We start from the raw sequence: 21,710 nt of genomic DNA, 5'->3' as shown, positions 1-21,710 counted from the left end.
GGTGGGCCGCGGCCAGCACGTCGGCGACGGCCCGCGCGAAGTCGCGTACGCCGTCGAAGTCCTGGCGGCCGTCCAGCGGCACGACGACGTGCATCCACCCACTTCCGCGTTCGCGTTCCCGTACCGGTACCCGCTCCCGTCCACGGACCGAGCACAGTTCACCCACAGAGGGAGGATTGTGTTCCGCAGGTCAGGGGTAAGTCGGCTGTGACCGTTTGGGGCAGGCCGGCCATGTGGGAGGGACCCCGACATGCTCTTGGAAGCGCTCAGCGCCGCAATCCTCGGCCTCGCCCTGGCATGGGCCGCCGCGCACCGACTGCCCCACCGCCTGCCCGCCCGGCTCCTGGTCCTGCCGACCGGCGTCGCCGGGGCCCTCTTCGGGGCGTTCGTGACGCACACCGCGCTGGGCGCCGGGGGCTTCCTGCTGGTTCTCCTGGGTTCGGCGACGCTGTGCGCGGCCTCACTGTCGTTGCTGCTGCGCCCCGCGGGAGGACTCCGCCGCAGCTCGGCGACCGCCTGACGCAGCCGCCCGCAGCGGATCCAGGTCCCGGGCCGGCAGAGGTCAGGCGGCCAGCCCCAGCGCCGCCATCCGCTTCGTGTGCGCCTCGGTGATCCGGGAGAACATCTTGCCGACCTCCGCCAGGTCGAAGCCGTCCGCGACCCCGCCCACGAGCATCGTCGACAGCGCGTCCCGGTCGGCCACCACCCGCTGGGACTGCGAGAGCGCCTCCCCCATCAGCCGCCGCGCCCACAGCGCGAGCCGCCCGCCCACACGCGGGTCGGCGTCGATCGCCGCGCGCACCTTCTCCACGGCGAAACCGGCGTGTCCGGTGTCGTCGAGCACGGCGAGGACCAGCTCGCGGGTGTCCGTGTCGAGGCGGGCGGCGACCTCGCGGTAGAAGTCGCTGGCGATGGAGTCGCCGACGTAGGCCTTGACGAGCCCCTCGAGCCAGTCGGAGGGGTCGGTCTGCTTGTGGAAGCCGTCGTAGGCGGCCACGAACGGCTCCATGGCACCCGTCGGCTCCTCGCCGATCTCGGCCAGCCGGTCGCGCAGCCGCTCGAAGTGGTGGAACTCCGCGGACGCCATCTTCGCCAGCTCCGCCTTGTCCGCCAGCGTCGGTGCCAGCTTGGCGTCCTCCGCGAGCCGCTCGAACGCCGCCAGCTCGCCGTACGCGAGCGCGCCGAGCAGGTCCACGACCGCGGCGCGGTACTGCGGGTCGGCCGCGGCCGACGCCCAGTCGCGGGCGGCGACCGGGGTGGCTCCGGTGGTACCGGCGCTTCCGTCGGTTGCAGCGGTCTCGGTGGGTGCGTCTGCGGCGGTGCCAGGCTTGTCAGAGCTCGTCATGCAGCGCACAATAACCCGCTCCCCGGCGGTGGTAAGGCCCTGGTCAGTGAGTGTGACGACGACTACGTGAGCAAATCGGCCATCGCATGTGCGCGAATCCGGGGTATGGTGGTAATGCGCCTGCCGAGTATGTGACGTACGGGTACGTGACGTCGTCGTCGGGCCGCACGCATGAGGATGCCCGGTCGGTGGCCCGATCGGCTCCGACCCGACAGCCCTCCTGCCGTACGCCGAACTGCGTACGGAGCCCGGAGGGGGACCCTCAGTGGTACGAGCGCTGGAGCGTCGACAGAGGTCCCGTGTCCTACGGCTCATCCGTAAGGCAGCCGACGTCCCCGACACGGTCCGGCACGACCCGCGCGCTCGCCTCGCACCACGTACACAGAAGAGGCAGCACCCTGACTACGACGTTCCGATCCCTCGGGATCCTCCCCGAGACCGCCGAAGCCCTCGAAGCCGTCGGCATCACCACTCCCTTCCCGATCCAGGAGCTGACGCTCCCCGTGGCCCTGTCGGGCACGGACGTGATCGGCCAGGCCAAGACCGGCACCGGCAAGACGCTGGGCTTCGGCCTCCCCCTCCTCGAGCGCGTCACCGTCCCCGCCGACGTCGAGGCGGGCCGCGCGGCGCCCGAGTCCCTGACCGACTCCCCGCAGGCCCTCGTCGTCGTCCCGACGCGCGAGCTGTGCCAGCAGGTCACCAACGACCTCCTGACCGCCGGCAAGGTGCGCAACGTCCGCGTCACCGCGATCTACGGCGGCCGGGCCTACGAGCCGCAGGTGGAGGCCCTGAAGAAGGGCGTCGACGTGATCGTCGGCACCCCGGGCCGCCTGCTGGACCTCGCGGGCCAGAAGAAGCTGAGCCTCAAGCACGTCAAGTGCCTGGTCCTCGACGAGGCCGACGAGATGCTCGACCTGGGCTTCCTGCCGGACGTCGAGAAGATCATCAACATGCTGCCGGCCCGGCGCCAGACCATGCTCTTCTCGGCGACCATGCCGGGCGCGGTCATCGGACTCGCCCGCCGCTACATGTCGCAGCCCACGCACATCCGCGCCACCTCGCCGGACGACGCGGGTGCGACGGTCGCGAACACGAAGCAGTTCATCTACCGCGCGCACAACATGGACAAGCCCGAGATGGTGGCGCGCATACTGCAGGCCGACGGCCGTGGCCTGGTCATGGTCTTCTGCCGCACCAAGCGCACGGCGGCCGACCTGGCCGACCAGCTCAAGCAGCGCGGTTTCGCCTCCGGCGCCGTCCACGGCGACCTCGGCCAGGGCGCCCGCGAGCAGGCCCTGCGCGCCTTCCGCAACGGCAAGGTGGACGTGCTCGTCTGCACCGACGTCGCCGCCCGCGGCATCGACGTCGAGGGCGTCACGCACGTCATCAACTACCAGTCGCCGGAAGAGGAGAAGACGTATCTGCACCGCATCGGCCGCACCGGCCGCGCGGGCGCGAAGGGTACGGCGATCACGCTGGTCGACTGGGACGACATCCCGCGCTGGCAGCTGATCAACAAGGCGCTGGACCTGGGCTTCAACGACCCGCCGGAGACGTACTCCACCTCCCCCCACCTGTACACCGACCTCGGTATCCCCGAGGGCACCAAGGGCGTCCTGCCGCGCTCCGCGCGCACCCGCGCCGGGCTCGACGCGGAGGAGCTGGAGGACCTGGGAGAGACGGGCGGCCGCGGTGGCCGCGGGCGCGGTGACCGCAGTGACCGTGGTGGCCGGGGCGGGCGCGACGACTCGCGTTCCAGTGACCGCGAGCGCGACCGTTCGTCCCGTACGCCGCGCCGCCGCCGTCGGATGCGCGGCGGTGCTCCGGTGGACGCGGAGGCCGCCGCGAGCCCCGCGACCGCCGAGGCCGTGACCGGCGGTGCGGACAGCGCCGCCGACGCGGGCACCGACGCCGCCAAGGGTCCCCGCACACTGCGCCGCCGGCGCCGTACGCGCGGCGGCGAGCCGTCGCGCCACCCGGAGTCGGTCACGACGACCGACGTTCCCGTGCCGCAGTCCGCCGAGGACAGCGCGCCGGCGCCTGCCGAGGCCGCGGTCGACGTGGTGACGGAGGCCGCCGAGGCCGTGGAGGCCCCGGCGAAGCCGCGCCGCCGCCGCACCCGCAAGTCCGCGGAGGCTCCGGCGGCCGCCGAGGCGACGGCCGTGGAGGCCCAGGCCGTCGTGGAGGCCCCGGCTGTTGCCGAGGCATCGGTGGCCGTCGAGGCCCCGGCTGCCGAGGCTCCCGCCGCGAAGCCGCGCCGCCGCACCCGCAAGGCCACGACCGCCGAGGCGACGGTCGACACGGTGGAGGGGGCGATCGAGCCGGCCGAGACCAAGTCGAAGACCCGCCGCACCCGCAAGGCCGCCGAGCCCGCCGTAGCGGCTCCGGAGGCCGAGGCCAAGCCGCGCCGCACCCGGAAGACCGCCGCCGCCAAGGCCGAGACGGCCGCCGACGCCGCCGAGGGCACGGAGGCCAAGCCCAAGGCCCGCCGGACCCGGAAGACGACCGAGGCCGCCGCCAAGGCCGAAGCAGCCGCGGAAGGCGTCGCCGACACCGCCGAGGGCGCGGAGGCGAAGCCGAAGGCCCGCCGTCCCCGGAAGACCGCCGCCACCGAGGCAGCCGTACCGGCTCCGGAGGCCGAGGCCGAGGCCAAGCCGCGCCGCACGCGCAAGACGGCCGCCGCCAAGGCCGACGCAGCCGCGGAAGGCGTCGCCGACACCGCCGAGGGCGCGGAGGCGAAGCCGAAGGCCCGCCGTCCCCGGAAGACCGCCGCCACCACCGAGGCCGCCGCCGAGATTCCGGCGCAGGCCTCGCAGGAGCCGGAGGCCGCACCGCGGCGTCGGACCCGTAAGGCCGCGGTCGCCGTCGCGGCACCCGCCGAGAGCGCCGACACGGCGGAGGCGAAGCCGAAGACCCGCCGCACCCGCAAGGCGGCCACGTCCGTCACGCGGTCCGCGGAGGCCGGCGAGAGCTGATCCACGCCGCTCGTCCCGCACCGTCGGCCCGGTCCCGCGATCCACGCGGGGCCGGGCCGACGGCGTCGTCGTGCCGCACCCGTGCCTCCTCGCCCGGCGGTCTCCGCCCGATAGCCTCTGCCCGTGAGCAGGAACGCCGCCTTCAGCCCGCCCCCGGACGCCCGCGCGTACCGGCTGTGCACCGCGCGCGGCGAGTTCGCCGTCGTCGACTCGCCGGTGGCCGACGGAGTCGCGCCGAAGGGCGTGGTCGTGATGCTGCCCGGGTTCACGGGGAGCAAGGAGGACTTCACGCTGCTGCACCGGCCGCTGGGTGCGCGCGGGTACCGCACGGTCGCCGTGGACGGGCGCGGGCAGTACGAGTCGGCCGGCCCCGAGCACGACGAGGCCGCGTACGCCCGGCCCGAGCTGGCCCGCGACGTGCTGGCGCAGGTCGCCGCCCTCGGGACGCGCGTGCATCTCGTCGGGCACTCGCTGGGCGGCCAGATCGCACGGGCCGCCGTCCTGCTCGACCACGCGCCGTTCCTGTCCCTCACGCTGATGTCCTCGGGCCCGGCGCGGATCTCCGAGTCCCAGCGGCAGCGGGTGAAGCTGCTGCGCGACGCGCTGGCCACGATGACGATGGCGGAGGTCTGGGACGTGATGCAGGCCATGGGGCCGCCGGAGGAGGCGGGCGCCCCGGCCCCCGCCCACGGACCGGAGGAACCGGTACGGCTGCGCGACCGCTGGCTGGGCACCAGGCCGGCGCAACTGCTCGCCACGGGACACCAGTTGTGCACGGAGCCGGACCGTGTCGCCGAGCTCGCCGCCGTGCCGCTGCCGTTCCACGTGCTGTCGGGCGCCTACGACGACACCTGGCCCGTGCCGCTCCTGGACGAGATGGCCGTACGGCTGGACGCGCGCCGGACGGTCGTCGCGGGGGCCGAGCACTCCCCCAACACCGACCAGCCCCTGCCGACCGCCCGCGCCCTCGCCGGCTTCTGGGACGACCACCCCGCGCCGGACCGGCCGCACGCCCCCTGAGACGCGTCCCCAGGGCCCGGCCGGCCATGGGGCCGTGCCCGCCCGCCCCGGGACGACTGGCAGGCGCTAGTACTGCGCCCGCAGGTGCTCCCAGAAGCCGTCCCTCAAGGCCCGTCGCAGATCGGCCTGGCCGCGCAGCGAGTACTGGAGCAGCCCCTCGGCCTCCACGAGCAGGTCCTGGTCCACCGAGCCGGGGAGGTAGGGGTGGCCGGGGAGCAGTTCCAGCAGCGCGTCGCGGCCACGCGCCGCCAGCCACTTCGCCGCGATCTGCGCGCCCACGAAGCGGACGTCCTCGCGGGCGGGGCGCAGCGCGACCGTCCCCTCGACGGAGTGGGTCGTGCGCCGGGAGACGTACGGCTTGAAGAAGTCGAGGTCGAGGGTGCGCTGGCTGTCGACCTCCCAGAGCAGCGGGTCGGCCTGGTTGCGCCCCTCGGGGGCCTCGATGCCCCACAGGTGGACGCGGGCGCCGTACCCCTGGGCGGCCTCGACCGCCGACACCAGGTCCTCGTCGCCGCCGAGCAGGGCCGCGTCACTGATCGCGCGATGCCGGGCGAGGGACTCCAGGTCCGAGCGGATGAGGGAGTCGACGCCCTTCTGCTGGTTGTTCGCGTTCAGATTGCCCAGGCGGACCTTGACGTCAGGCAGCTCGGCGATGGACTGCTGCTCGGCGGTGTGGATGCGGCGCCGGGCGCCGTCGTACCAGTACACGCGCAGCAGACGGCTGTCCGCGAAGACGCTGCGGGCCCTGTCGATGAGCGCCTCGATCAGGGCCTCGGCGTCCAGGTCGAAGGCCCTGCGGTCCTCGGTCCCGGCCACCAGTCGCCCCGCCGCCGCGTACAGGTAGCCGGCGTCCACGAAGATCGCGTGGGTCGAGGGAGTCTTCGCCACCTCGGCGAGCATGCGCTGGAGCAGCTCGTTCGTGCGATCGATGCGAGCGTGGAGGGGCGCGAGGTCGTCGTTCATCGCTTCCATTGTCCCGGCCGTCACGCTACGAACACAACTGGTCCCGGTCAGTCTTGTATGAGACACCTATCGACCCGAACCGCTCCCTTCGTCGCCCAGCACCTCGTAACAAGCGGCTTACTTGTCAGTAATTAGTCGTGCGAAAAATTTCCTTAGCGTAGGGAATGTTTGCAGAGGACATGCCGTTGACCATGACGGACGCCCGGGCACCGACGACCCGGGAGCCACACCAGTAGTTCTCCGCAGGAGGATGACCAGATCAAGGGAGAGGCCATGCGCTTTGAAGTCATGCGACTCGACGACGTCGACGGGACCCCCGTGGACACGACTGTCGTGGACGCCGCCTCCGTGAACCGCATCGTTCAGCAGGCCGCCGCCATCGGGCAGCGTCTGTGGATCCGCCCCGCCGACACCTCGGCCTTGTAGCGCGACCCTTCACACATGCGCAGGGCCCCCGTACGGAACGACCGTGCGGGGGCCCTGCGGTCGTTTCACGCGCCCTGGATCACCTGCGTGACGCCGTTGATGATCTGCTGCACGGCGATCGCGGAGAGCATCATGCCGGCCAGGCGGGTCACCAGGACCACGCCGCCGTCCTTGATGACCCGGATGATCAGCAGCGAGTAGCGCATCACCAGCCACAGCACCACGTGGATCGCGAGGATCGCCGCCCACACCGAGACCTGCGTGGTCACGCTGTCCGCCTTCTGCACGGCCAGGATGACCGACACGATCGCACCGGGCCCGGCCAGCAGCGGCATGCCCAGCGGTACCAGGGCGACGTTGACGTCCTTGGTCTGCTTCGGCTCGTCCGTCTTGCCGGTGAGCAGGTCGAGGGCGATCAGCAGGAGCAGCAGTCCGCCCGCGATCATCAGGGCGGGCACGGAGACGTGCAGGTAGTCGAGGATCTGGTGCCCGAGCAGACCGAACACCGTGATCACACCACCGGCGACGCAGACGGCCTGGAAGGCCATCCGGCGCTGCACCTTGGCGGGACGGCCCGCGGTCAGCGCGAGGAAGATCGGGGTGATCCCGGGGGGATCCATGATGACAAAAAGGGTCAGGAAGAGAGAGCCGAATACGGCGACGTCGAACATGGGTGTGCTACTGGCCTTGCGGAAGAGGGGAAGGGAGGGAGGCCCGGGGGAAGGGCGACACAGGCGCGCGGGAGTGGGACTCAGGCCCCGCCGGCCCCCGGCACGGGGAACGCCCCGAACGCCCGGCGCGTGATCTCCCCGTACACCTCGGGGTCGGTCGTGTACTCGCCGAGCACACAGGTCTTCCGGCTGCCGTGGTAGTCGCTCGAACCGGTCACGAGGAGCCCCAGCTCCTTCGCCGTCCCGCGCAACCTGGTCCGCGTGTCCGCGTCGTGGTCCATGTGGTCGACCTCGATGCCGTCGAGCCCGGCGGCCGCCAGGTCGGCGATCGCGGCCTCGGACACCGTCCGGCCGCGCTTGACGGCGGCCGGGTGCGCGAAGACGGCGACCCCGCCCGCACCCTTGATCAGCCGGATCGCCTCGAAGGGGTCGGTCTCGTGCTTCTCCACGTGGGCCCGGCCGCCGTCGGCCAGCCAGTCCTGGGTGAAGGCGTCGTTCACGGTCGGGACGACGCCCAGTTCCACGAGGGCGGAGGCCACGTGCGGGCGGCCGACCGAGCCTTTCCCGGCGATCCTGGCGACCTGCTCCCAGGTGACCGGCACGCCCAGCTCGTTGAGCTTGGCGACCATGGCCCGGGCCCGGGGCACCCGGTCGTCCCGGACCAGCTCGCGCTCGGCGAGCAGGGCGGGCTCCTCGGGGTCGAAGAGGTAGGCCAGCATGTGCATGCTGACGCCGTCGAGGCGGCAGGAGAGCTCGGCGCCGGTGACGAGGGTGAGCCCCTCGGGCAGCGCGGCGACCGCCTCGGCGTGGCCCCGGGTGGTGTCGTGATCGGTCAGCGCGACGACGTCGAGGCCGGTCGCGGCGGCCTTGCGCACCAGCTGGGCCGGGGTGTCCGTGCCGTCGGACGCGGTGGAGTGGGTGTGCAGATCGATGCGCACGACGCTGACTCCAAGCGGTGACGGGACGGAAGGGGACGCTCAAGGATAACCGGAACTCGACCCCCCGCCGTCACACCCGCAAGGCCCCCGCGCCCCCTACGTACTCTGCTCGCCCACGCCCGCCCGCTCCCGCACGCCCTCCCACCGCCCCCACGGAAGCGCCACGGCACCACGGAGACCCCACGACACCAGGAAGCGCTCACGCCAGCGCTGGGGCACCACCGAACTCGCGCCACCGCGGCATCGCTACGCCACGACGAAAGCCCCCACGGCACCGCGACAGCGCTACGGCACCGTCGGCTCGATCAGCCGCGGCGACAGCGCCCCGCACGGCACCAGGTCCACCTCGGCGCCCGCGTCCCGCAGGTCGGTCAGCACCAGCTCCTCGTACATCAGCAGCCCCGACCGCTCGGGCCACACGACGGCCCACAGCCACATCCCGAGGGCCTCCCCGGCGAAGACGGCGCGGTCGACGGGACCGCCGGAGACGTGCCACAGCGGGGTGGGCCGGCCCGCGGCCAGGACCTTGGCCTGGGGCGGCTTCTCCACCTCCATGTACGGGCCGGGGTCCGGGGCGTCCAGGCCCGCGTACCGCGCGCCGAGACCGACGCCGAGCTCCTCGGCGACCAGGATCAGCTCACCGATGCCACCCAGCGGGCCGGGTCCGGAACAGGCCACGGCGGTCGCCCTGCCCCCGCTGCGGTCGTCGCCCGCACAGGCCACGCCGGTGAACAGCCAGCCGACCGGCAGCGGCCAGGGCATCCAGACCGGGACCTGAGTGCGGTGCACCACGACGCCGAGCGCCTCGACGCTGGGCGGGAGTACGGGCTGGACCGGGTGCACCGTGCCGTGCAGATCGCACTGCCAGGAATCGGCGAAGAGGCCGGGCGCCCTGACCCGGCCACCACACTTCGGGCAACTGGGTTCGCCCCTCATAGAGCCCCACGGTCCTACCCTCGTCCGCCCACGTCAAGGACGATCACCCGTCCGCAGAACTAGGTGCGTGTTGCATTAATTAGCACGGCTAACATACTATATGTATAAGCCAACCACTTGACGGCCATCTCGTCGGCATTGGAGAGCAAGCAATGGATCCCTTCGACGCGGGTGCGGGCGGCATCCTGCGGCAGCCCAAGGCCGTGTGGGCGACGGCGGGAGCGTCGGTCGTGGCCTTCATGGGCATCGGCCTCGTGGACCCGATCCTCCCGTCCATCGCCAAGGGCCTGGACGCGAGCGCCGGGCAGGTCTCGCTCCTGTTCACCTCGTACTTCCTCATCACGGCCCTGGCCATGCTGGTCACCGGCTTCGTCTCCAGCCGCATCGGCGGCCGCAAGACCCTGCTGCTCGGCCTGGCCTTCGTCGTGGTCTTCGCGGGCCTCGCCGGCACCTCCGACACCGTCGGCCAGCTCGTCGGCTACCGGGCCGGCTGGGGACTGGGCAACGCCCTGTTCGTCTCGACCGCCCTGGCGGTGATCGTCGGCGCGGCGGCCGGCGGCAGCGCCGCCGCGATCCTGCTCTACGAGTCCGCCCTCGGCCTCGGCATGGCCTGCGGTCCGCTGCTGGGAGCGCTGCTCGGCGACGCCAGCTGGCGCTACCCGTTCTTCGGCACGGCCTTCCTGATGGCGATCGGCTTCCTGTGCATCTCGGTGTTCCTGAAGGAACAGCCGAAGCCGGCCCGCAAGACCTCGCTGCTCGACCCGATCCGGGCCCTGGGCCACGGCGGGCTCGCCTCCGCGGCGGTCTCGGCGTTCTTCTACAACTACACGTTCTTCACCGTGCTGGCCTTCACCCCCTTCGTGCTGGACATGACGCCGTACAAGTCCGGTGCCGTGTTCTTCGCCTGGGGTGTGCTGCTGGCCGTCTTCTCGGTGCTGGTGGCGCCGCGCATGCAGAGGCGCTTCGGTTCGCTCAAGGTGCTCGGCGGCTCGCTGGTGCTGCTCGCGGCCGACGTGCTCGTCCTCGGCTACGGCAACCACACCGCGGCGATCGTCTGCACGATCCTGTCCGGCGCGTTCATCGGCGTGAACAACACCGTCTACACCGAGCTGGCCCTCGGGGTCTCGGACGCGCCGCGTCCGGTGGCGAGCGCGGGCTACAACTTCGTACGCTGGTTCGCCGCGGCCGCCGCGCCCTACTTCGCGCCGAAGATCGAGGAGTGGACCGACGCCCACATCCCGTTCGTGGTGGCGGCGGTGACCGCCGTGCTGGGGGCGGTCGTGGTGGTCGTACGGCGTCGCGCGCTCACGCACGAGGCGGAGGAGCTGGAGCCCCTGCACGCCACCGAGGACTCGGTCGCGGTCTTCGCCGACTGACCGCCTCCGTCAACCGGCCGCCTCCATCAACCGGCCGCCTTCGCCGACTGCCCGCCTTCGCCGACTGACCGCCTTCACCGACCGCCCGCCTTCGCCGACTGACCGCCTTCGCCGACTGACCGCCTTCACCGACCGCCCGCCTTCACCGACCGCCCGCCTTCGCCGGCTGCCGGGCTTCACCAACTCACGAGGCGGAACCCGTGAGTTGCGTCACCCGGCCGGATCAGTCCAGGGGAACGGACCTGCGCGACGGATCTCGCAGGTCCGTTCCGTGGTTCAGCCAGCGCTCCTGGAGGGCCGGCGCGCCGTGCACGCGCTTCCAGGCGGCCTCGTTGGGCGTCATCGGCAGCAGCGGCAGGAATCGGACGGGGTCCAGCGGGGCGTCCAGCTCCAGGTCCTCGACCAGGCCACCCGGCTCGGCGACCAGGACCGAGGTGAACGGGGCCCCGGGCCACAGCGGCTCACCGACGTCCAGCGAGGCGCCCGGCGCCACGATCACGCCCTCGACCTGCGGCGACGCGGCCAGTACGGCGAGGGGGCGCAGCACCTTGTCGGTGTCGGCCGTCCCGGCCCGCACGGAGAGCACCAGCTCGGCTCGGGGGCCCTTGACCGGGTCGGCGAGCACGGCCGTGGGGTCGGCCATGGGCTGGGCCGACATGCCGAGGGTGGCGTAGCGGACGACGTCGCCCTCCTGGCCGGCGGCGGGGAAGCGCAGCACCTCGATGCGGTCGGTGCCGAGGAAGGTGACCGCCGCGCGCGCGTCCGGCTCGCCCAGCGCACTGTGCAACCGGGCCTCGACCAGAGGAAGAACATCAGCCATGCGGCGAGCATAGAACTCGTCGCGAAGAGGCAAAGCGGCGCCTTGACACGTCGGGCGACTGCTACTCTGGGCCAGCGGTTCGGGGCAGCAGGCAGTGCGTCGCGATCAAGTCCCCGACGCTGTGGAATCTCCCCTACGGGGAACCCCTCTAAACAAGGGGAATGGATCGTCCCTCACGAGGGACCGGCCGGAGGAGGTGGGGCTGGCATGGACCGAAGTCGACCGTGCAGTACCACCCGCTCTTCCGGCCGCTGACGCAGCCTCGCCGGTTTTCTTCCCGTCGCCGCTTTTCGCACGCGCGCCCTCAGACGGAAGAGCACTTCGTCTCGTTTTGCCTGACCCGGCCGTCGGTCCGCCGTCGGTCCGGATCAGCCGCTGAATCAGCAGCGAAGCCGGCCACCGCGACGGTGCGGTGCCCCCCGCTTTGTGGACGCGCCGAGCACGCGTGGTCAGGACGTCCTCATTCCGGGTGGTTCCATCCGTCACCGGCCTCCTTCGCTGCCCACCGCGAAGGAGCCTGCCATGTCGATGATCCGTGACCTGCGCGCCGCGGTCCGCCCGTCCCGCGTCTCCCTGCGCAAGGACGGCGGCGTCTACGACACCACCCGTGACCCGGCGACCGCCTCCGCCGTCGTCGACTGCGCCGTCTACCGCGACGGCACCCGCGTCGAGACCGACGTGCCGCTGACCCCGCACACGGCGATGCGCCAGGTGCGCCGCGACGGCGGCTTCGTGTGGATCGGCCTGCACGAGCCCACCGAGGCCGAGTTCGCCGGCATCGCCCGGGAGTTCGGGCTGCACCCGCTGGCCGTGGAGGACGCCGTCCAGGCCCACCAGCGGCCCAAGCTGGAGCGCTACGACGACTCCCTGTTCACGGTCTTCAAGACCGTCCACTACGTCGACCACGACCAGCTCACCGCCAACAGCGAGGTCGTCGAGACCGGCGAGGTCATGTGCTTCACCGGGCGGGACTTCTTCATCACCGTCCGGCACGGCGGCCAGGGCTCGCTGCGCGCCCTGCGGTGCCGGCTCCAGGAGGACCCCGAGTTGCTGCTCAAGGGCCCCTCGGCGGTGCTGCACGCCATCGCCGACCACGTCGTCGACGGCTACATCGCGGTCGCCGACGCGGTGCAGGACGACATCGACGAGGTCGAGACCGAGGTGTTCTCGCCGGGCCGCAAGGGCACCCCGCGCGGCACGGACGCCAGCCGGATCTACCAACTCAAGCGCGAGGTGCTGGAGTTCAAGCGGGCGGTGGCGCCACTGCTGCGCCCCATGCAGCTGCTCAGCGAGCGGCCGATGCGACTGGTCGACCCGGAGATCCAGAAGTACTTCCGGGACGTCGCCGACCACGTGGCACGGGTCCAGGAGCAGGTCATCGGCTTCGACGAACTGCTGAACTCCATTCTCCAGGCCAACCTCGCCCAGGCGTCCGTCGCGCAGAACGAGGACATGCGCAAGATCACCTCCTGGGCCGCGATCATCGCCGTGCCGACGATGGTGTGCGGGGTCTACGGCATGAACTTCGACTACATGCCGGAGACCCACTGGAAGTTCGGCTACCCGCTGGTCCTGTCGATCACGGTCGGCCTCTGTCTGGGCATCCATCGCACGCTCAAGCGCAACGGCTGGCTCTGAGCCCGGCCGCGGGCCCCTGGATAGGCTGACCGCATGACAAGCGAGCTGCTGGAGAAGGCCCTCGTCGAGGAGGCCACGAAGAAGTCCGGCCTCATCTGGGTCACGGGCCCCGGGGCGCCCGCACGGGCGCTGTGGCACGTCTGGCACGAGGGCGCGGCCTGCGTCGTCGGCGACGGGCCGGGCGAGCAGCCGCTGCCGGGGCTGGCCGACGGGGCCGCGGCCGAGGTGACCGTGCGCAGCAAGGACAAGGGCGGCCGGCTGGTCTCCTGGGCCGCGCGCGTCGTCGAGCTGCCGACCGGTTCCGAGGCGTGGCAGGCGGCGGTCGGCGACCTCAAGGGCAAGCGGCTGAACGCCCCGGACGGCGAGGCGATGACCGACCGCTGGGCCCGCGAGTGCCGGGTGCTGCGCCTGGAGCCGACCGGGTCCACGGCGCCGCTGCCCGACGCGTCGCTGGCCGAGGCACCGCTGCCGAGTCCGGCGACGACCCGGCTGCCGGTGCCGGCGGGGCTGCCGCGGCTCCTGCTGAAGCGCCGCAGGCGACGCTGACGGCGCCCGGAGTCCCGAGGCCGGCCCTTCAGGACGACGGCAGCTGCTTGCCGTAGTCGAGGGTGTCGTCCTTCGCCGGCTGCTCCAGCGCGAAGTCCTCGTTCCAGTCCGAGAAGCCGATCGTGCCCGCGCTGCCCGCCCGCACCAGCCGCAGCGGGTAGGGCTTGCCCTCCAGCGAGACGTCCAGCGAGCCGCCCGCCCCGTCGTCGCCGGTGATCCGGATGGTGCGCACGCCCGCCTGCTCGTGGCGGCCGTCCGTCTTCACCGTGCCGTGCAGGGTCAGCAGCCCGTCGAGGAGGACGTCCTTGTCCGTGAAGCCGCTGAACTTCTTGTACACGGGGTCGCTCTGCGGCACCTTCACGTACTTGCCGGCCAGCTTGTCGGCCGCCTTGGCGTCGCCGTCGTCGTGGCTCCAGAACTTGGCGTCGGCCTTGAGGAAGAGCTGCTCGCCGACGCGCAGCAGTCCGAACGTCGTCCCCTCGGCGGCGACCGACCCGGTGCCCCCGTCGGCCTTCAGTCGCATGTCGAGGGTGTACCTGCTGCCGCCGGCGTCCACGGTGCCGTGCAGCCGTACGGTCTCGGCGGCCTCGGCGGCCGTGGTGGCCTTCGCGTGGATCTTGTCCGCCGGGAGCTTCCCGAGGCCGTTGGTGCCCGCGTCGGGGTCCTCGCTGCCGCATCCCGTCAGTCCGGCTCCCGTCACGGCCAGGGCGCACACCGCGCCCAGCCAGGCAGCCCTGCGGATTCGGCGCCGGGGAGTCACAGACACAGGTGGAACTGCCTTTCTGACAGGGCTGACACGAGTCCGACGGGCATCGGAGGCGAGCCGACGGAACCTGGGCCGCAGCGTACCGGGGCCCTGCGGGGCGAACGGAGCCAGTCCGTCCGGACCGGCCGCCGGGGCGAGGCCGATCGGGACGGGCTAGCCTGAAGCGCGTCCGAGCGGGCAATTCGGAAAAGAGACACCGTACGAATCAGCGTTCACGCACACACTCGACTCCCTCGACCTGCACGCAGTCCCACTCGACTCCCTCGACCTGCACGAACTCTCGCTCGGCTCCACTGAGCGTGCGGAAAGGAGGCCGCGGCCATGGCAGCGGGCGCCCCCCGGATCTTCGTCTCCCACCTCTCCGGCATCGCCGTCTTCGACCCGGCCGGTGACCAGGTGGGACGCGTGCGGGATCTGGTCGTCATGCTCCGCGTCGGCCGCAAGCCCCCGCGCGTCCTCGGGCTGGTCGTCGAACTCACCACCCGCCGTCGGATCTTCCTCCCCATGACCCGGGTCACCGGCATCGAGTCCGGCCAGGTGATCACCACCGGCGTCCTCAACGTCCGGCGTTTCGAACAGCGCCCCACCGAGCGCCTCGTCTTCGGCGAGCTGCTCGACCGGCGGGTCACGCTCACCGAGACGGGTGAGGAGGTCACGGTGCTGGACCTGTCGGTGCAGCAGCTGCCCGCCCGCCGGGACTGGGAGATCGACAAGGTCTTCGTCCGCAAGGGCAGGAAGGGCGGTGCCTTCCGGCGCAACAAGGGCGAGACCCTCACCGTGGAGTGGTCCGCCGTCACCGGCTTCTCCGTCGAGGAGCAGGGGCAGGGCGCCGAGAACCTGCTGGCCACCTTCGAGCAGCTGCGCCCCGCCGACCTCGCCAACGTCCTGCACCACCTGTCCGCCAAGCGCCGCGCCGAGGTCGCCGCCGCCCTCGACGACGACCGGCTGGCCGACGTGCTGGAGGAACTGCCGGAGGACGACCAGATCGAGATCCTCGGCAAGCTCAAGGAGGAGCGCGCAGCCGACGTCCTGGAGGCCATGGACCCCGACGACGCCGCCGACCTGCTCGGTGAGCTGCCCGAGGCGGACAAGGAACGGCTGCTGAGCCTGATGCAGCCCGACGACGCGGCCGACATGCGGCGTCTGATGGCGTACGAGGAGCACACGGCCGGCGGTCTGATGACGACGGAGCCGATCGTGCTGCGGCCCGACGCGACCGTCGCCGACGCGCTGGCCCGCATCCGCAACCCCGACCTGTCCCCGGCGCACGCCGCCCAGGTCTATGTCTGCCGCCCGCCCGAGGAGACCCCGACCGGCAAGTACCTCGGCACGGTCCACTTCCAGCGCCTGCTGCGGGACCCCCCGTACACGCTGGTCGGCTCGATCCTCGACGACGACCTGCAGCCCCTGGAGCCGGACGCCGCGCTGCCGGTGGTCGCCGGGTTCTTCGCGGCGTACGACATGGTCGCGGCGCCCGTGGTCGACGACTCGGGGGCGCTGCTGGGCGCGGTCACCGTGGACGACGTACTGGACCACATGCTGCCCGACGACTGGCGGGAGACCGAGTACCACCTGGACGACTCGGCCGGGGCGACGGGGGAGGTGGGCGCCGGTGGTGCCTGAGCGCGAGACGACGACCCGGGAGCGCGCCGCGTCGGGTGCGACGGCGTCCTCCCGGGCCCGGGCCCGCCTCGACCAGCCCCGCCCGCCGCGCCGCAGACTGCTGCCCGAGTGGGACCCTGAGTCCTTCGGTCGGCTGTCGGAGCGCGTCGCGCGCTTCCTGGGCACCGGGCGGTTCATCGTCTGGATGACGGTCGTCATCATCCTGTGGGTGGTGTGGAACGTGTCCGCGCCGAGCGGCCTGCGCTTCGACGAGTACCCCTTCATCTTCCTGACGCTGATGCTGTCGCTGCAGGCCTCCTACGCGGCCCCGCTGATCCTGCTCGCGCAGAACCGGCAGGACGACCGGGACCGGGTCAATCTGGAGCAGGACCGCAAGCAGAACGAGCGGTCGATCGCCGACACCGAGTACCTGACCCGGGAGATCGCCGCCCTGCGCATCGGGCTCGGCGAGGTCGCCACGCGGGACTGGATCCGCTCCGAGCTGCACGACCTGGTCAAGGACCTGGAGGAGCGGCAGAACGGCCATCACCCGGAGCGCGGGGTATTCCCGGCAGATCGGTCCGCGGGGCGTGACGTACACGACCGCTGACGGGGCTTTCCGCGCCCGGTGGGCGGCGCCGTACCATCGTGTCTATGGCTACGGAAGACGCGGTGCGCGAAGCACTGGCGACGGTGAACGACCCCGAGATCAACCGGCCCATCACCGAGCTGGGGATGGTCAAGTCGGTGGAGATCGGCGCGGACGGAGCGGTCGCGGTCGCCGTGTACCTGACGGTCTCCGGCTGTCCCATGCGGGACACCATCACGCAGCGCGTGAGCGACGCGGTGTCGCGGGTCGAGGGCGTCACGCGCGTCGACGTCGAGCTGGACGTGATGAGCGACGAGCAGCGCAAGGAGCTGGCCTCCGCCCTGCGCGGCGGTCAGACCGAGCGCGAGGTGCCCTTCGCCAAGCCGGGCAGCCTGACCCGGGTGTACGCGGTGGCGTCCGGCAAGGGCGGCGTCGGCAAGTCGTCGGTCACGGTGAACCTGGCCGCCTCGATGGCGGCCGACGGCCTGAAGGTCGGTGTCGTGGACGCCGACATCTACGGCCACTCCGTGCCGCGCATGCTGGGCGCCGACGGGCGTCCCACCCAGGTCGAGAACATGATCATGCCGCCTTCGGCCAACGGCGTGAAGGTCATCTCGATCGGCATGTTCACCCCGGGCAACGCGCCGGTGGTCTGGCGCGGCCCGATGCTGCACCGCGCGCTCCAGCAGTTCCTGGCCGACGTGTACTGGGGCGACCTGGACGTGCTGCTGCTCGACCTGCCGCCCGGCACCGGTGACATCGCGATCTCGGTGGCGCAGCTGGTGCCGAACGCCGAGATCCTGGTGGTGACGACTCCTCAGCAGGCCGCGGCCGAGGTGGCGGAGCGGGCCGGCGCCATCGCGGTGCAGACCCACCAGAAGATCGTCGGCGTCGTGGAGAACATGTCCGGGCTGCCCTGCCCGCACTGCGGCGAGATGGTCGACGTCTTCGGCACCGGCGGCGGGCAGATGGTCGCCGACGGCCTGACCCGCACGACCGGTGCGTCGGTGCCGGTCCTCGGCGCCATCCCGATCGACGTCCGGCTGCGCGAGGGCGGCGACGAGGGCAGGCCCGTCGTCCTGTCCGACCCGGACTCCCCGGCGGGCGCGGCCCTGCGCTCGATCGCGGGCAAGCTCGGGGGCCGTCAGCGGGGTCTGTCGGGGCTGTCGCTGGGAATCACGCCGAAGAACAAGTTCTGACCTCCCGTACGAGTGACGGGAACGGGGCGCTGTCCGCCGGGACGGCGCCCCTCCTCGTACGTACGGCCGTGGGGCGGGCCCCGGTCAGGCGTACGCGGCGATGTCCTTGACGACGGCGAAGGCCAGCCCGTAGGCGCTCATGCCCCGACCGTAAGCGCCGAGGTGGACGCCCTGGTCGGTGGAGCCGGCCAGCACCCAGCCGAACTCGGACTCCCGGTAGTGGAAGGGCGTCGGCACGCCGTCCACCGGGAGGGAGAGCGTCGTCCAGTCCTCCCCGTCGAGGTCGTCCGCGAGGACCCACGCGGTCTCGGTCTGCTGCTCCAGCCAGTCGTCACGCAGCGAGTGGTCCATCTGGCCGGGCCAGGTGAAGGACAGCAGCCCCACGCCGGCGAGCCAGGCCGCCGTGGACACCGAGGTGGCCTCCAGCAGGCCGGTGCCGTCGGCGCTGCGCCGGTCGGGGTTGGCCGCGACGGTCACGACGACCGCGAACTTCTCCTTGGCGTCCTGCTCGTCGCCCGCCACGTGCTCGTTGCGTACCGACGGCTCGTCGCCGTGCCCGATCGAACCGTGTTCCACCGCCCCGTCGGCCGCCGTACCGATCTGCATCAGCCGGCGCGGTCCCGTGAAGGCCTCGTCGAGGCCGTACCACGGGAAGGGCGCACGCAGGTAGCCGTCGACCGTCTGCCGGCCCGCGGAGGACTGTGGTCCGCCCTCCGCGGCCGACGTCTGCGCGACTGCCCGACTCGTCGTCTCCATGTGCCCGGACGCCTCCTCGCTCTCGTCGGACCGTGCCCGCCCCCCTTCGGGCGTACTCGTCCGGTCCGCACAACAACTCGGGCAGCATAGCCACACCACTGGCGGCAGCCGGGGAATCGCCCGGCGCGTGGGCCGCGCGGGCGTCGCCTTCAGGGCCTGTGCGCCCCGTCCGGAGTATGAGACACGTCACGTTCGCGGTGTGCGGGCCGGACGCGGAGGCCGGGTGCGCGCACGGCAGGACGTGGAGGGGTGGATCAGGTGGCGTCCACGTCGAAGGGCGGGCGGTCGTCGGCGGGCTTGTCGAGCTTGGCGGGCGTCTCGGGCTTCTTCGACATGTCGATACGGCCGCTGCCGGAGCCGGAGGACGACGAACCGGAGGACGAGGCCTCCGTGTCACGGCTGTGGACCGCGTCCGCGACCTCGGCCATCTCCTTCTTCAGGTCGAAGCCGTTGCGGATCTCCTTGAGCCCCAGCTCGTCGTTGTCCAGCTGCTTGCGGATGAACGTCTTGGGGTTCAGGTCCTCGAACTCGAAGTCCTTGAACTCGGGGCCCAGTTCCTGGCGGATGTCCTGCTTGGCGCTGTCCGAGAACTCCCGGATCTTCCGGATGGTGCGCGTCACGTCCTGGATGACCTTGGGGAGCTTGTCCGGACCGAAGACGAGCACGGCGAGGACGACGAGCGTCACCAGCTCTAGTGCGCCTATGTCATTGAACACCTGAAGCTCCTTGGAATGTCCGGGCCGCCACCACGGTACCCGCCGACCCCGTCCGACCGGTACCGTCCCGTGGGCCCCGAGCGGGTGTACGTGACCGCTTTCCGAATTGTTTGCCTTCCTGGCGCCTTGTCGGGACCTGCGGGACGGTCAGTCGCCGCCGGCCGAGCCGAGCACCAGTGAGACCTTCGTCTCCTCGCCGTCGCGTTCCAGGGTCAGTTCCAGGCGGTCGCCGGGGCGGTGGGCGCGGGTCTTGACGATGAGTTCCTCGCCGGAGTGCACGCGCTGTCCGTCGACCGCGGTGATGACGTCCCCCGGCTTGATGCCGGCCTTGGCGCCGGGACCGCCCGGGGTGACGGCCGCTCCCCCCTCGCTGCCCTTGGCGCCGACGCGGGCGCCGTCACCGGCGTAGCCCATGTCGAGGGTGATGCCGATGACCGGGTGGGTGGCCTTGCCGGTGTTGATCAGTTCCTCGGCGACGCGCTTGCCCTGGTTGATGGGGATGGCGAAGCCGAGGCCTATGGAACCGGCCTGGCCGCCGTCCGACTCGGCGCTGCCGCTGTCGGCGGAGCGGATGGCGGAGTTGATGCCGATGGCCCGGCCCTGGCCGTCCAGGAGGGGGCCGCCGGAGTTGCCGGGGTTGATGGGCGCGTCGGTCTGCAGGGCGTCGACGTAGGAGACGTCGCTGCCGTCGCCCTCCTCGCCGCCGGCGGTGATGGGCCGTTCCTTCGCGCTGATGATGCCGGAGGTGACCGTGCCGGCCAGGTCGAAGGGGGCGCCGATGGCGACGACGGGGTCGCCGACCCGTACGTTGTCGGAGTTGCCGAGGGGCATCGGGGTGAGGCCGCTGACGCCCTTGACCTTCACCACGGCGAGGTCGTACCCGCTGTCCCGGCCGACGACCGTGGCCTCGGCGGTGTCGCCGCTGTTGAAGGTCACGGTTATCTCGCCGCCGGAGCCGGCGGGCTCCACGACGTGGTTGTTGGTGAGGATGTGGCCGCGGTCGTCGAGGACGAACCCGGTGCCGGTGCCGGCCGCCTCGCTGCCGCTCACGTGCAGGGTCACCACGCTGGGCAGGGCCCGCGCGGCGATGCCCGCGACGCTGTCCGGAGCCCGCTCCGCCGCCTCGGGCGCGGCCTGCGGCAGCTCCACCGTGCCCACGCCGCCGTTGCGTTCCAGGTACGCGCCCACGGCGCCGCCCAGGCCGCCGGAGACCAGGGCGATGAGCAGGGCCCCGCCGACCAGCGTCCTGGCCGTCCGTCGGCGTGGCCGCTTCGGCGTCTGGCCGGCCGCTTCGTGGAGCCGGGCGGCGGAGGCGGCCCAGGGGTCGTAACGCCCCCACGGGTCGGCGCCGGGTTCGGCCCCGGGCGCCGAGGTCGCCGGCCCGGGCCAGGGGTCGGTCACCGGCGCCGGGTCCGAGGGCGTCGGGGTGGCGGGCGTCTCGGTGGGCGGGGCTCCGGCGTGGGACGCCGTGTCGTACGCCGGGGCAGAGGCCGCCGGGTGCCCCGGACGGGATATGGGACGCGGGGCCTCCGCGAACGCCGGGTCGGGCGCCGCGCCCGGAGGCGGAGACGGCGCGGGTGGTGCGGGCACGGCCGGTGCGGGCACGCCCGGTGCGTGGGGGGCCGGTGTGTGCCGGGCCGGTGTGTGCGGGGCCGGTGTGTGCGGGGCCGGTGTGTGCGGGGCCGGTGTGTGCGGGGCCGGTGTGACCGTGCCGTGCGCCGGAGTGGCCGCCGGGTGCTGGACCGGCGGAGCGGGGGCCCAGGGGCCCGGCTCACCGTACGGCGGGGTGCTGTACGGGTCGGGTTCGTGCAGCGGCTTGGGACGCTCGGCGGCCGGCACTCCGTCGGCGCCCGACGCGGGGCCGCTCTCCGCGGGTACCTGCGAGCCCGTGTCCACCACCGGCCGGGCGTCAGGGTCCAGCCGCCGGGCCCGATCGGCGTGCGCGGCGGGCTGGGCGTCGACGTCCGCCTGCCGGTGCACACCCGCGTCCACCGGCGGATCGGCGACGAGGCCGCCCGGTCGACGCGGGCCCGCCTCCGCAGCCGTGCCGGCGACGGCATCGCGGTCGCGGTCGCGGTCGGTGCGTGGACGTGGCGGGACGTCCGTCGGTTCGTTCCGGTCGGGCCGGGGCCGGTCCAGCTCGTAGTCCCCCGCGTCGGTCGCACGGGGCGGCCCCGGGCGTTCCAGCTCGAAGTCGCCGGCCTCGGCGTCCCGCTCGTCGGGGGCCGCCCCCGCGGCCGTTCCCTCGGGGCCGGCCGGGCGGGGGCGTTCCAGTTCGAAGTCGCCGTCGGGTGCGTCTTCGGACGCGCGGGGGCGACTCCACCACTTCGCTTTCGTGGGCTTCCCCTCGTTCATGTTCTCCCCCGCAGCCGGCCGCAGATCGTCGGCTCCCAGGGCCCGGGGCTCTGGCGCCACCCCGGATTCAATC

At 72.5% G+C, this 21,710-nt stretch carries 20 protein-coding genes and 1 pseudogene; 10 read left to right on the top strand and 11 right to left on the bottom strand.

What is annotated here, in order from left to right; all coding sequences use genetic code 11:
- A pseudogene (locus AB0P07_RS03625) lies at window positions 1-106 on the bottom strand (ATP-dependent DNA ligase); the annotation flags it as partial.
- A gap of 144 nt (window positions 107-250) precedes the next feature.
- On the opposite strand from AB0P07_RS03625, the gene AB0P07_RS03620 reads away from it, so the two are divergent.
- Window positions 251-520, top strand: a complete 270-nt coding sequence (locus AB0P07_RS03620) for a hypothetical protein (RefSeq protein ID WP_365544471.1) — start codon at window positions 251-253, stop codon at window positions 518-520.
- Window positions 521-562: 42 nt separating this feature from the next.
- Here AB0P07_RS03620 and AB0P07_RS03615 read toward each other — a convergent pair whose 3' ends face one another.
- The gene (locus AB0P07_RS03615; RefSeq protein WP_365544468.1) at window positions 563-1,345 is read right to left on the bottom strand and encodes a ferritin-like domain-containing protein; all 783 of its coding nucleotides are present in this window, start codon (window positions 1,343-1,345) and stop codon (window positions 563-565) included.
- A 299-nt stretch (window positions 1,346-1,644) separates the two neighbouring features.
- Here AB0P07_RS03615 and AB0P07_RS03610 point away from each other — a divergent pair, with 299 nt between their 5' ends.
- Both AB0P07_RS03610 and AB0P07_RS03605 read left to right on the top strand, forming a co-directional pair.
- Window positions 1,645-4,320, top strand: a complete 2,676-nt coding sequence (locus tag AB0P07_RS03610) for a DEAD/DEAH box helicase (protein WP_365544465.1) — start codon at window positions 1,645-1,647, stop codon at window positions 4,318-4,320.
- Window positions 4,321-4,443: 123 nt separating this feature from the next.
- Window positions 4,444-5,340 carry an alpha/beta hydrolase gene (locus AB0P07_RS03605; protein ID WP_365544462.1) on the top strand — a complete coding sequence of 299 codons (897 nt, stop codon included), beginning with the start codon at window positions 4,444-4,446 and terminating at the stop codon, window positions 5,338-5,340.
- A gap of 66 nt (window positions 5,341-5,406) precedes the next feature.
- Here AB0P07_RS03605 and AB0P07_RS03600 read toward each other — a convergent pair whose 3' ends face one another.
- Window positions 5,407-6,303 (bottom strand): NYN domain-containing protein, encoded by an 897-nt coding sequence (locus AB0P07_RS03600; protein WP_102931376.1) that lies wholly within the window; start codon window positions 6,301-6,303, stop codon window positions 5,407-5,409.
- A 273-nt stretch (window positions 6,304-6,576) separates the two neighbouring features.
- Between AB0P07_RS03600 and AB0P07_RS03595 the strand changes: the two genes are divergently transcribed.
- A complete protein-coding gene (locus tag AB0P07_RS03595) occupies window positions 6,577-6,729 on the top strand; it encodes a hypothetical protein (protein WP_007444413.1) in 153 nt (50 codons plus the stop codon).
- Window positions 6,730-6,794: 65 nt separating this feature from the next.
- Here AB0P07_RS03595 and AB0P07_RS03590 read toward each other — a convergent pair whose 3' ends face one another.
- The 3 genes from AB0P07_RS03590 to AB0P07_RS03580 all read right to left on the bottom strand — a co-directional run bounded on the left by AB0P07_RS03590 (window position 6,795) and on the right by AB0P07_RS03580 (window position 9,274).
- On the bottom strand, window positions 6,795-7,400 hold the full coding sequence (locus tag AB0P07_RS03590) for a MarC family protein (RefSeq protein WP_061442674.1): 606 nt from the start codon (window positions 7,398-7,400) through the stop codon (window positions 6,795-6,797).
- Window positions 7,401-7,480: 80 nt separating this feature from the next.
- Window positions 7,481-8,338, bottom strand: coding sequence for a PHP domain-containing protein (locus tag AB0P07_RS03585; protein ID WP_365544457.1), 858 nt, complete (start codon window positions 8,336-8,338; stop codon window positions 7,481-7,483).
- 285 nt (window positions 8,339-8,623) lie between these two features.
- Window positions 8,624-9,274: a DUF6758 family protein gene (locus AB0P07_RS03580; RefSeq protein WP_102931374.1), complete on the bottom strand. Its 651-nt coding sequence runs from the start codon at window positions 9,272-9,274 to the stop codon at window positions 8,624-8,626.
- Window positions 9,275-9,426: 152 nt separating this feature from the next.
- On the opposite strand from AB0P07_RS03580, the gene AB0P07_RS03575 reads away from it, so the two are divergent.
- Window positions 9,427-10,650: an MFS transporter gene (locus AB0P07_RS03575; RefSeq protein WP_365544454.1), complete on the top strand. Its 1,224-nt coding sequence runs from the start codon at window positions 9,427-9,429 to the stop codon at window positions 10,648-10,650.
- A gap of 223 nt (window positions 10,651-10,873) precedes the next feature.
- Here AB0P07_RS03575 and AB0P07_RS03570 read toward each other — a convergent pair whose 3' ends face one another.
- A complete protein-coding gene (locus AB0P07_RS03570) occupies window positions 10,874-11,470 on the bottom strand; it encodes a suppressor of fused domain protein (protein ID WP_365544451.1) in 597 nt (198 codons plus the stop codon).
- 522 nt (window positions 11,471-11,992) lie between these two features.
- Here AB0P07_RS03570 and AB0P07_RS03565 point away from each other — a divergent pair.
- The gene (locus AB0P07_RS03565) at window positions 11,993-13,108 is read left to right on the top strand and encodes a magnesium and cobalt transport protein CorA (RefSeq protein ID WP_365544449.1); all 1,116 of its coding nucleotides are present in this window, start codon (window positions 11,993-11,995) and stop codon (window positions 13,106-13,108) included.
- Window positions 13,109-13,141: 33 nt separating this feature from the next.
- Window positions 13,142-13,654 carry a hypothetical protein gene (locus tag AB0P07_RS03560; RefSeq protein WP_365544446.1) on the top strand — a complete coding sequence of 171 codons (513 nt, stop codon included), beginning with the start codon at window positions 13,142-13,144 and terminating at the stop codon, window positions 13,652-13,654.
- A 28-nt stretch (window positions 13,655-13,682) separates the two neighbouring features.
- On the opposite strand, the gene AB0P07_RS03555 is transcribed toward AB0P07_RS03560, so the two are convergent.
- Window positions 13,683-14,420: a hypothetical protein gene (locus tag AB0P07_RS03555; RefSeq protein ID WP_167751856.1), complete on the bottom strand. Its 738-nt coding sequence runs from the start codon at window positions 14,418-14,420 to the stop codon at window positions 13,683-13,685.
- 321 nt (window positions 14,421-14,741) lie between these two features.
- Here AB0P07_RS03555 and AB0P07_RS03550 point away from each other — a divergent pair, with 321 nt between their 5' ends.
- Genes AB0P07_RS03550 through AB0P07_RS03540 form a run of 3 tightly spaced genes read left to right on the top strand, consistent with a single transcriptional unit; the run spans window position 14,742 to window position 17,810 of the window.
- Window positions 14,742-16,043 (top strand): CBS domain-containing protein, encoded by a 1,302-nt coding sequence (locus AB0P07_RS03550; protein WP_365544443.1) that lies wholly within the window; start codon window positions 14,742-14,744, stop codon window positions 16,041-16,043.
- Entirely contained in the window at window positions 16,033-16,632 is a 600-nt protein-coding gene (locus tag AB0P07_RS03545) for a DUF1003 domain-containing protein (protein ID WP_365544440.1), read from the top strand. Before AB0P07_RS03550 ends, AB0P07_RS03545 begins: the two co-directional genes overlap by 11 nt.
- Window positions 16,633-16,676: 44 nt before the next feature.
- Window positions 16,677-17,810 carry an Mrp/NBP35 family ATP-binding protein gene (locus AB0P07_RS03540; RefSeq protein ID WP_031050039.1) on the top strand — a complete coding sequence of 378 codons (1,134 nt, stop codon included), beginning with the start codon at window positions 16,677-16,679 and terminating at the stop codon, window positions 17,808-17,810.
- 84 nt (window positions 17,811-17,894) lie between these two features.
- On the opposite strand, the gene AB0P07_RS03535 is transcribed toward AB0P07_RS03540, so the two are convergent.
- The 3 genes from AB0P07_RS03535 to AB0P07_RS03525 form a co-directional block, all read right to left on the bottom strand.
- On the bottom strand, window positions 17,895-18,566 hold the full coding sequence (locus AB0P07_RS03535) for a hypothetical protein (RefSeq protein WP_365544436.1): 672 nt from the start codon (window positions 18,564-18,566) through the stop codon (window positions 17,895-17,897).
- 254 nt (window positions 18,567-18,820) lie between these two features.
- Window positions 18,821-19,282 (bottom strand): sec-independent translocase, encoded by a 462-nt coding sequence (locus AB0P07_RS03530; protein ID WP_365544433.1) that lies wholly within the window; start codon window positions 19,280-19,282, stop codon window positions 18,821-18,823.
- Window positions 19,283-19,429: 147 nt separating this feature from the next.
- On the bottom strand, window positions 19,430-21,637 hold the full coding sequence (locus AB0P07_RS03525; RefSeq protein ID WP_365544430.1) for a trypsin-like peptidase domain-containing protein: 2,208 nt from the start codon (window positions 21,635-21,637) through the stop codon (window positions 19,430-19,432).
- Between the last annotated feature and the right edge of the window lie 73 nt (window positions 21,638-21,710).

This window comes from Streptomyces sp. NPDC085944 (assembly GCF_040686295.1).
In the GTDB taxonomy this organism is placed as follows: domain Bacteria; phylum Actinomycetota; class Actinomycetes; order Streptomycetales; family Streptomycetaceae; genus Streptomyces; species Streptomyces salinarius.
Note: the sequence above shows the minus strand (reverse complement) of the source record. Positions and strands in the feature narration are given on the sequence as shown.

Excerpts from the sequence above, each read along its gene's own strand:
- AB0P07_RS03580 (WP_102931374.1), bottom strand. The coding sequence starts at position 9,274 with ATGAGGGGCGAACCCAGTTGCCCGAAGTGTGGTGGCCGGGTCAGGGCG.
- AB0P07_RS03550 (WP_365544443.1), top strand. The coding sequence starts at position 14,742 with ATGGCAGCGGGCGCCCCCCGGATCTTCGTCTCCCACCTCTCCGGCATC.
- AB0P07_RS03600 (WP_102931376.1), bottom strand. The coding sequence starts at position 6,303 with ATGAACGACGACCTCGCGCCCCTCCACGCTCGCATCGATCGCACGAAC.
- AB0P07_RS03575 (WP_365544454.1), top strand. The coding sequence starts at position 9,427 with ATGGATCCCTTCGACGCGGGTGCGGGCGGCATCCTGCGGCAGCCCAAG.
- AB0P07_RS03620 (WP_365544471.1), top strand. The coding sequence starts at position 251 with ATGCTCTTGGAAGCGCTCAGCGCCGCAATCCTCGGCCTCGCCCTGGCA.
- AB0P07_RS03540 (WP_031050039.1), top strand. The coding sequence starts at position 16,677 with ATGGCTACGGAAGACGCGGTGCGCGAAGCACTGGCGACGGTGAACGAC.
- AB0P07_RS03565 (WP_365544449.1), top strand. The coding sequence starts at position 11,993 with ATGTCGATGATCCGTGACCTGCGCGCCGCGGTCCGCCCGTCCCGCGTC.
- AB0P07_RS03590 (WP_061442674.1), bottom strand. The coding sequence starts at position 7,400 with ATGTTCGACGTCGCCGTATTCGGCTCTCTCTTCCTGACCCTTTTTGTC.
- AB0P07_RS03615 (WP_365544468.1), bottom strand. The coding sequence starts at position 1,345 with ATGACGAGCTCTGACAAGCCTGGCACCGCCGCAGACGCACCCACCGAG.
- AB0P07_RS03525 (WP_365544430.1), bottom strand. The coding sequence starts at position 21,637 with ATGAACGAGGGGAAGCCCACGAAAGCGAAGTGGTGGAGTCGCCCCCGC.
- AB0P07_RS03570 (WP_365544451.1), bottom strand. The coding sequence starts at position 11,470 with ATGGCTGATGTTCTTCCTCTGGTCGAGGCCCGGTTGCACAGTGCGCTG.
- AB0P07_RS03595 (WP_007444413.1), top strand. The coding sequence starts at position 6,577 with ATGCGCTTTGAAGTCATGCGACTCGACGACGTCGACGGGACCCCCGTG.
- AB0P07_RS03560 (WP_365544446.1), top strand. The coding sequence starts at position 13,142 with ATGACAAGCGAGCTGCTGGAGAAGGCCCTCGTCGAGGAGGCCACGAAG.
- AB0P07_RS03535 (WP_365544436.1), bottom strand. The coding sequence starts at position 18,566 with ATGGAGACGACGAGTCGGGCAGTCGCGCAGACGTCGGCCGCGGAGGGC.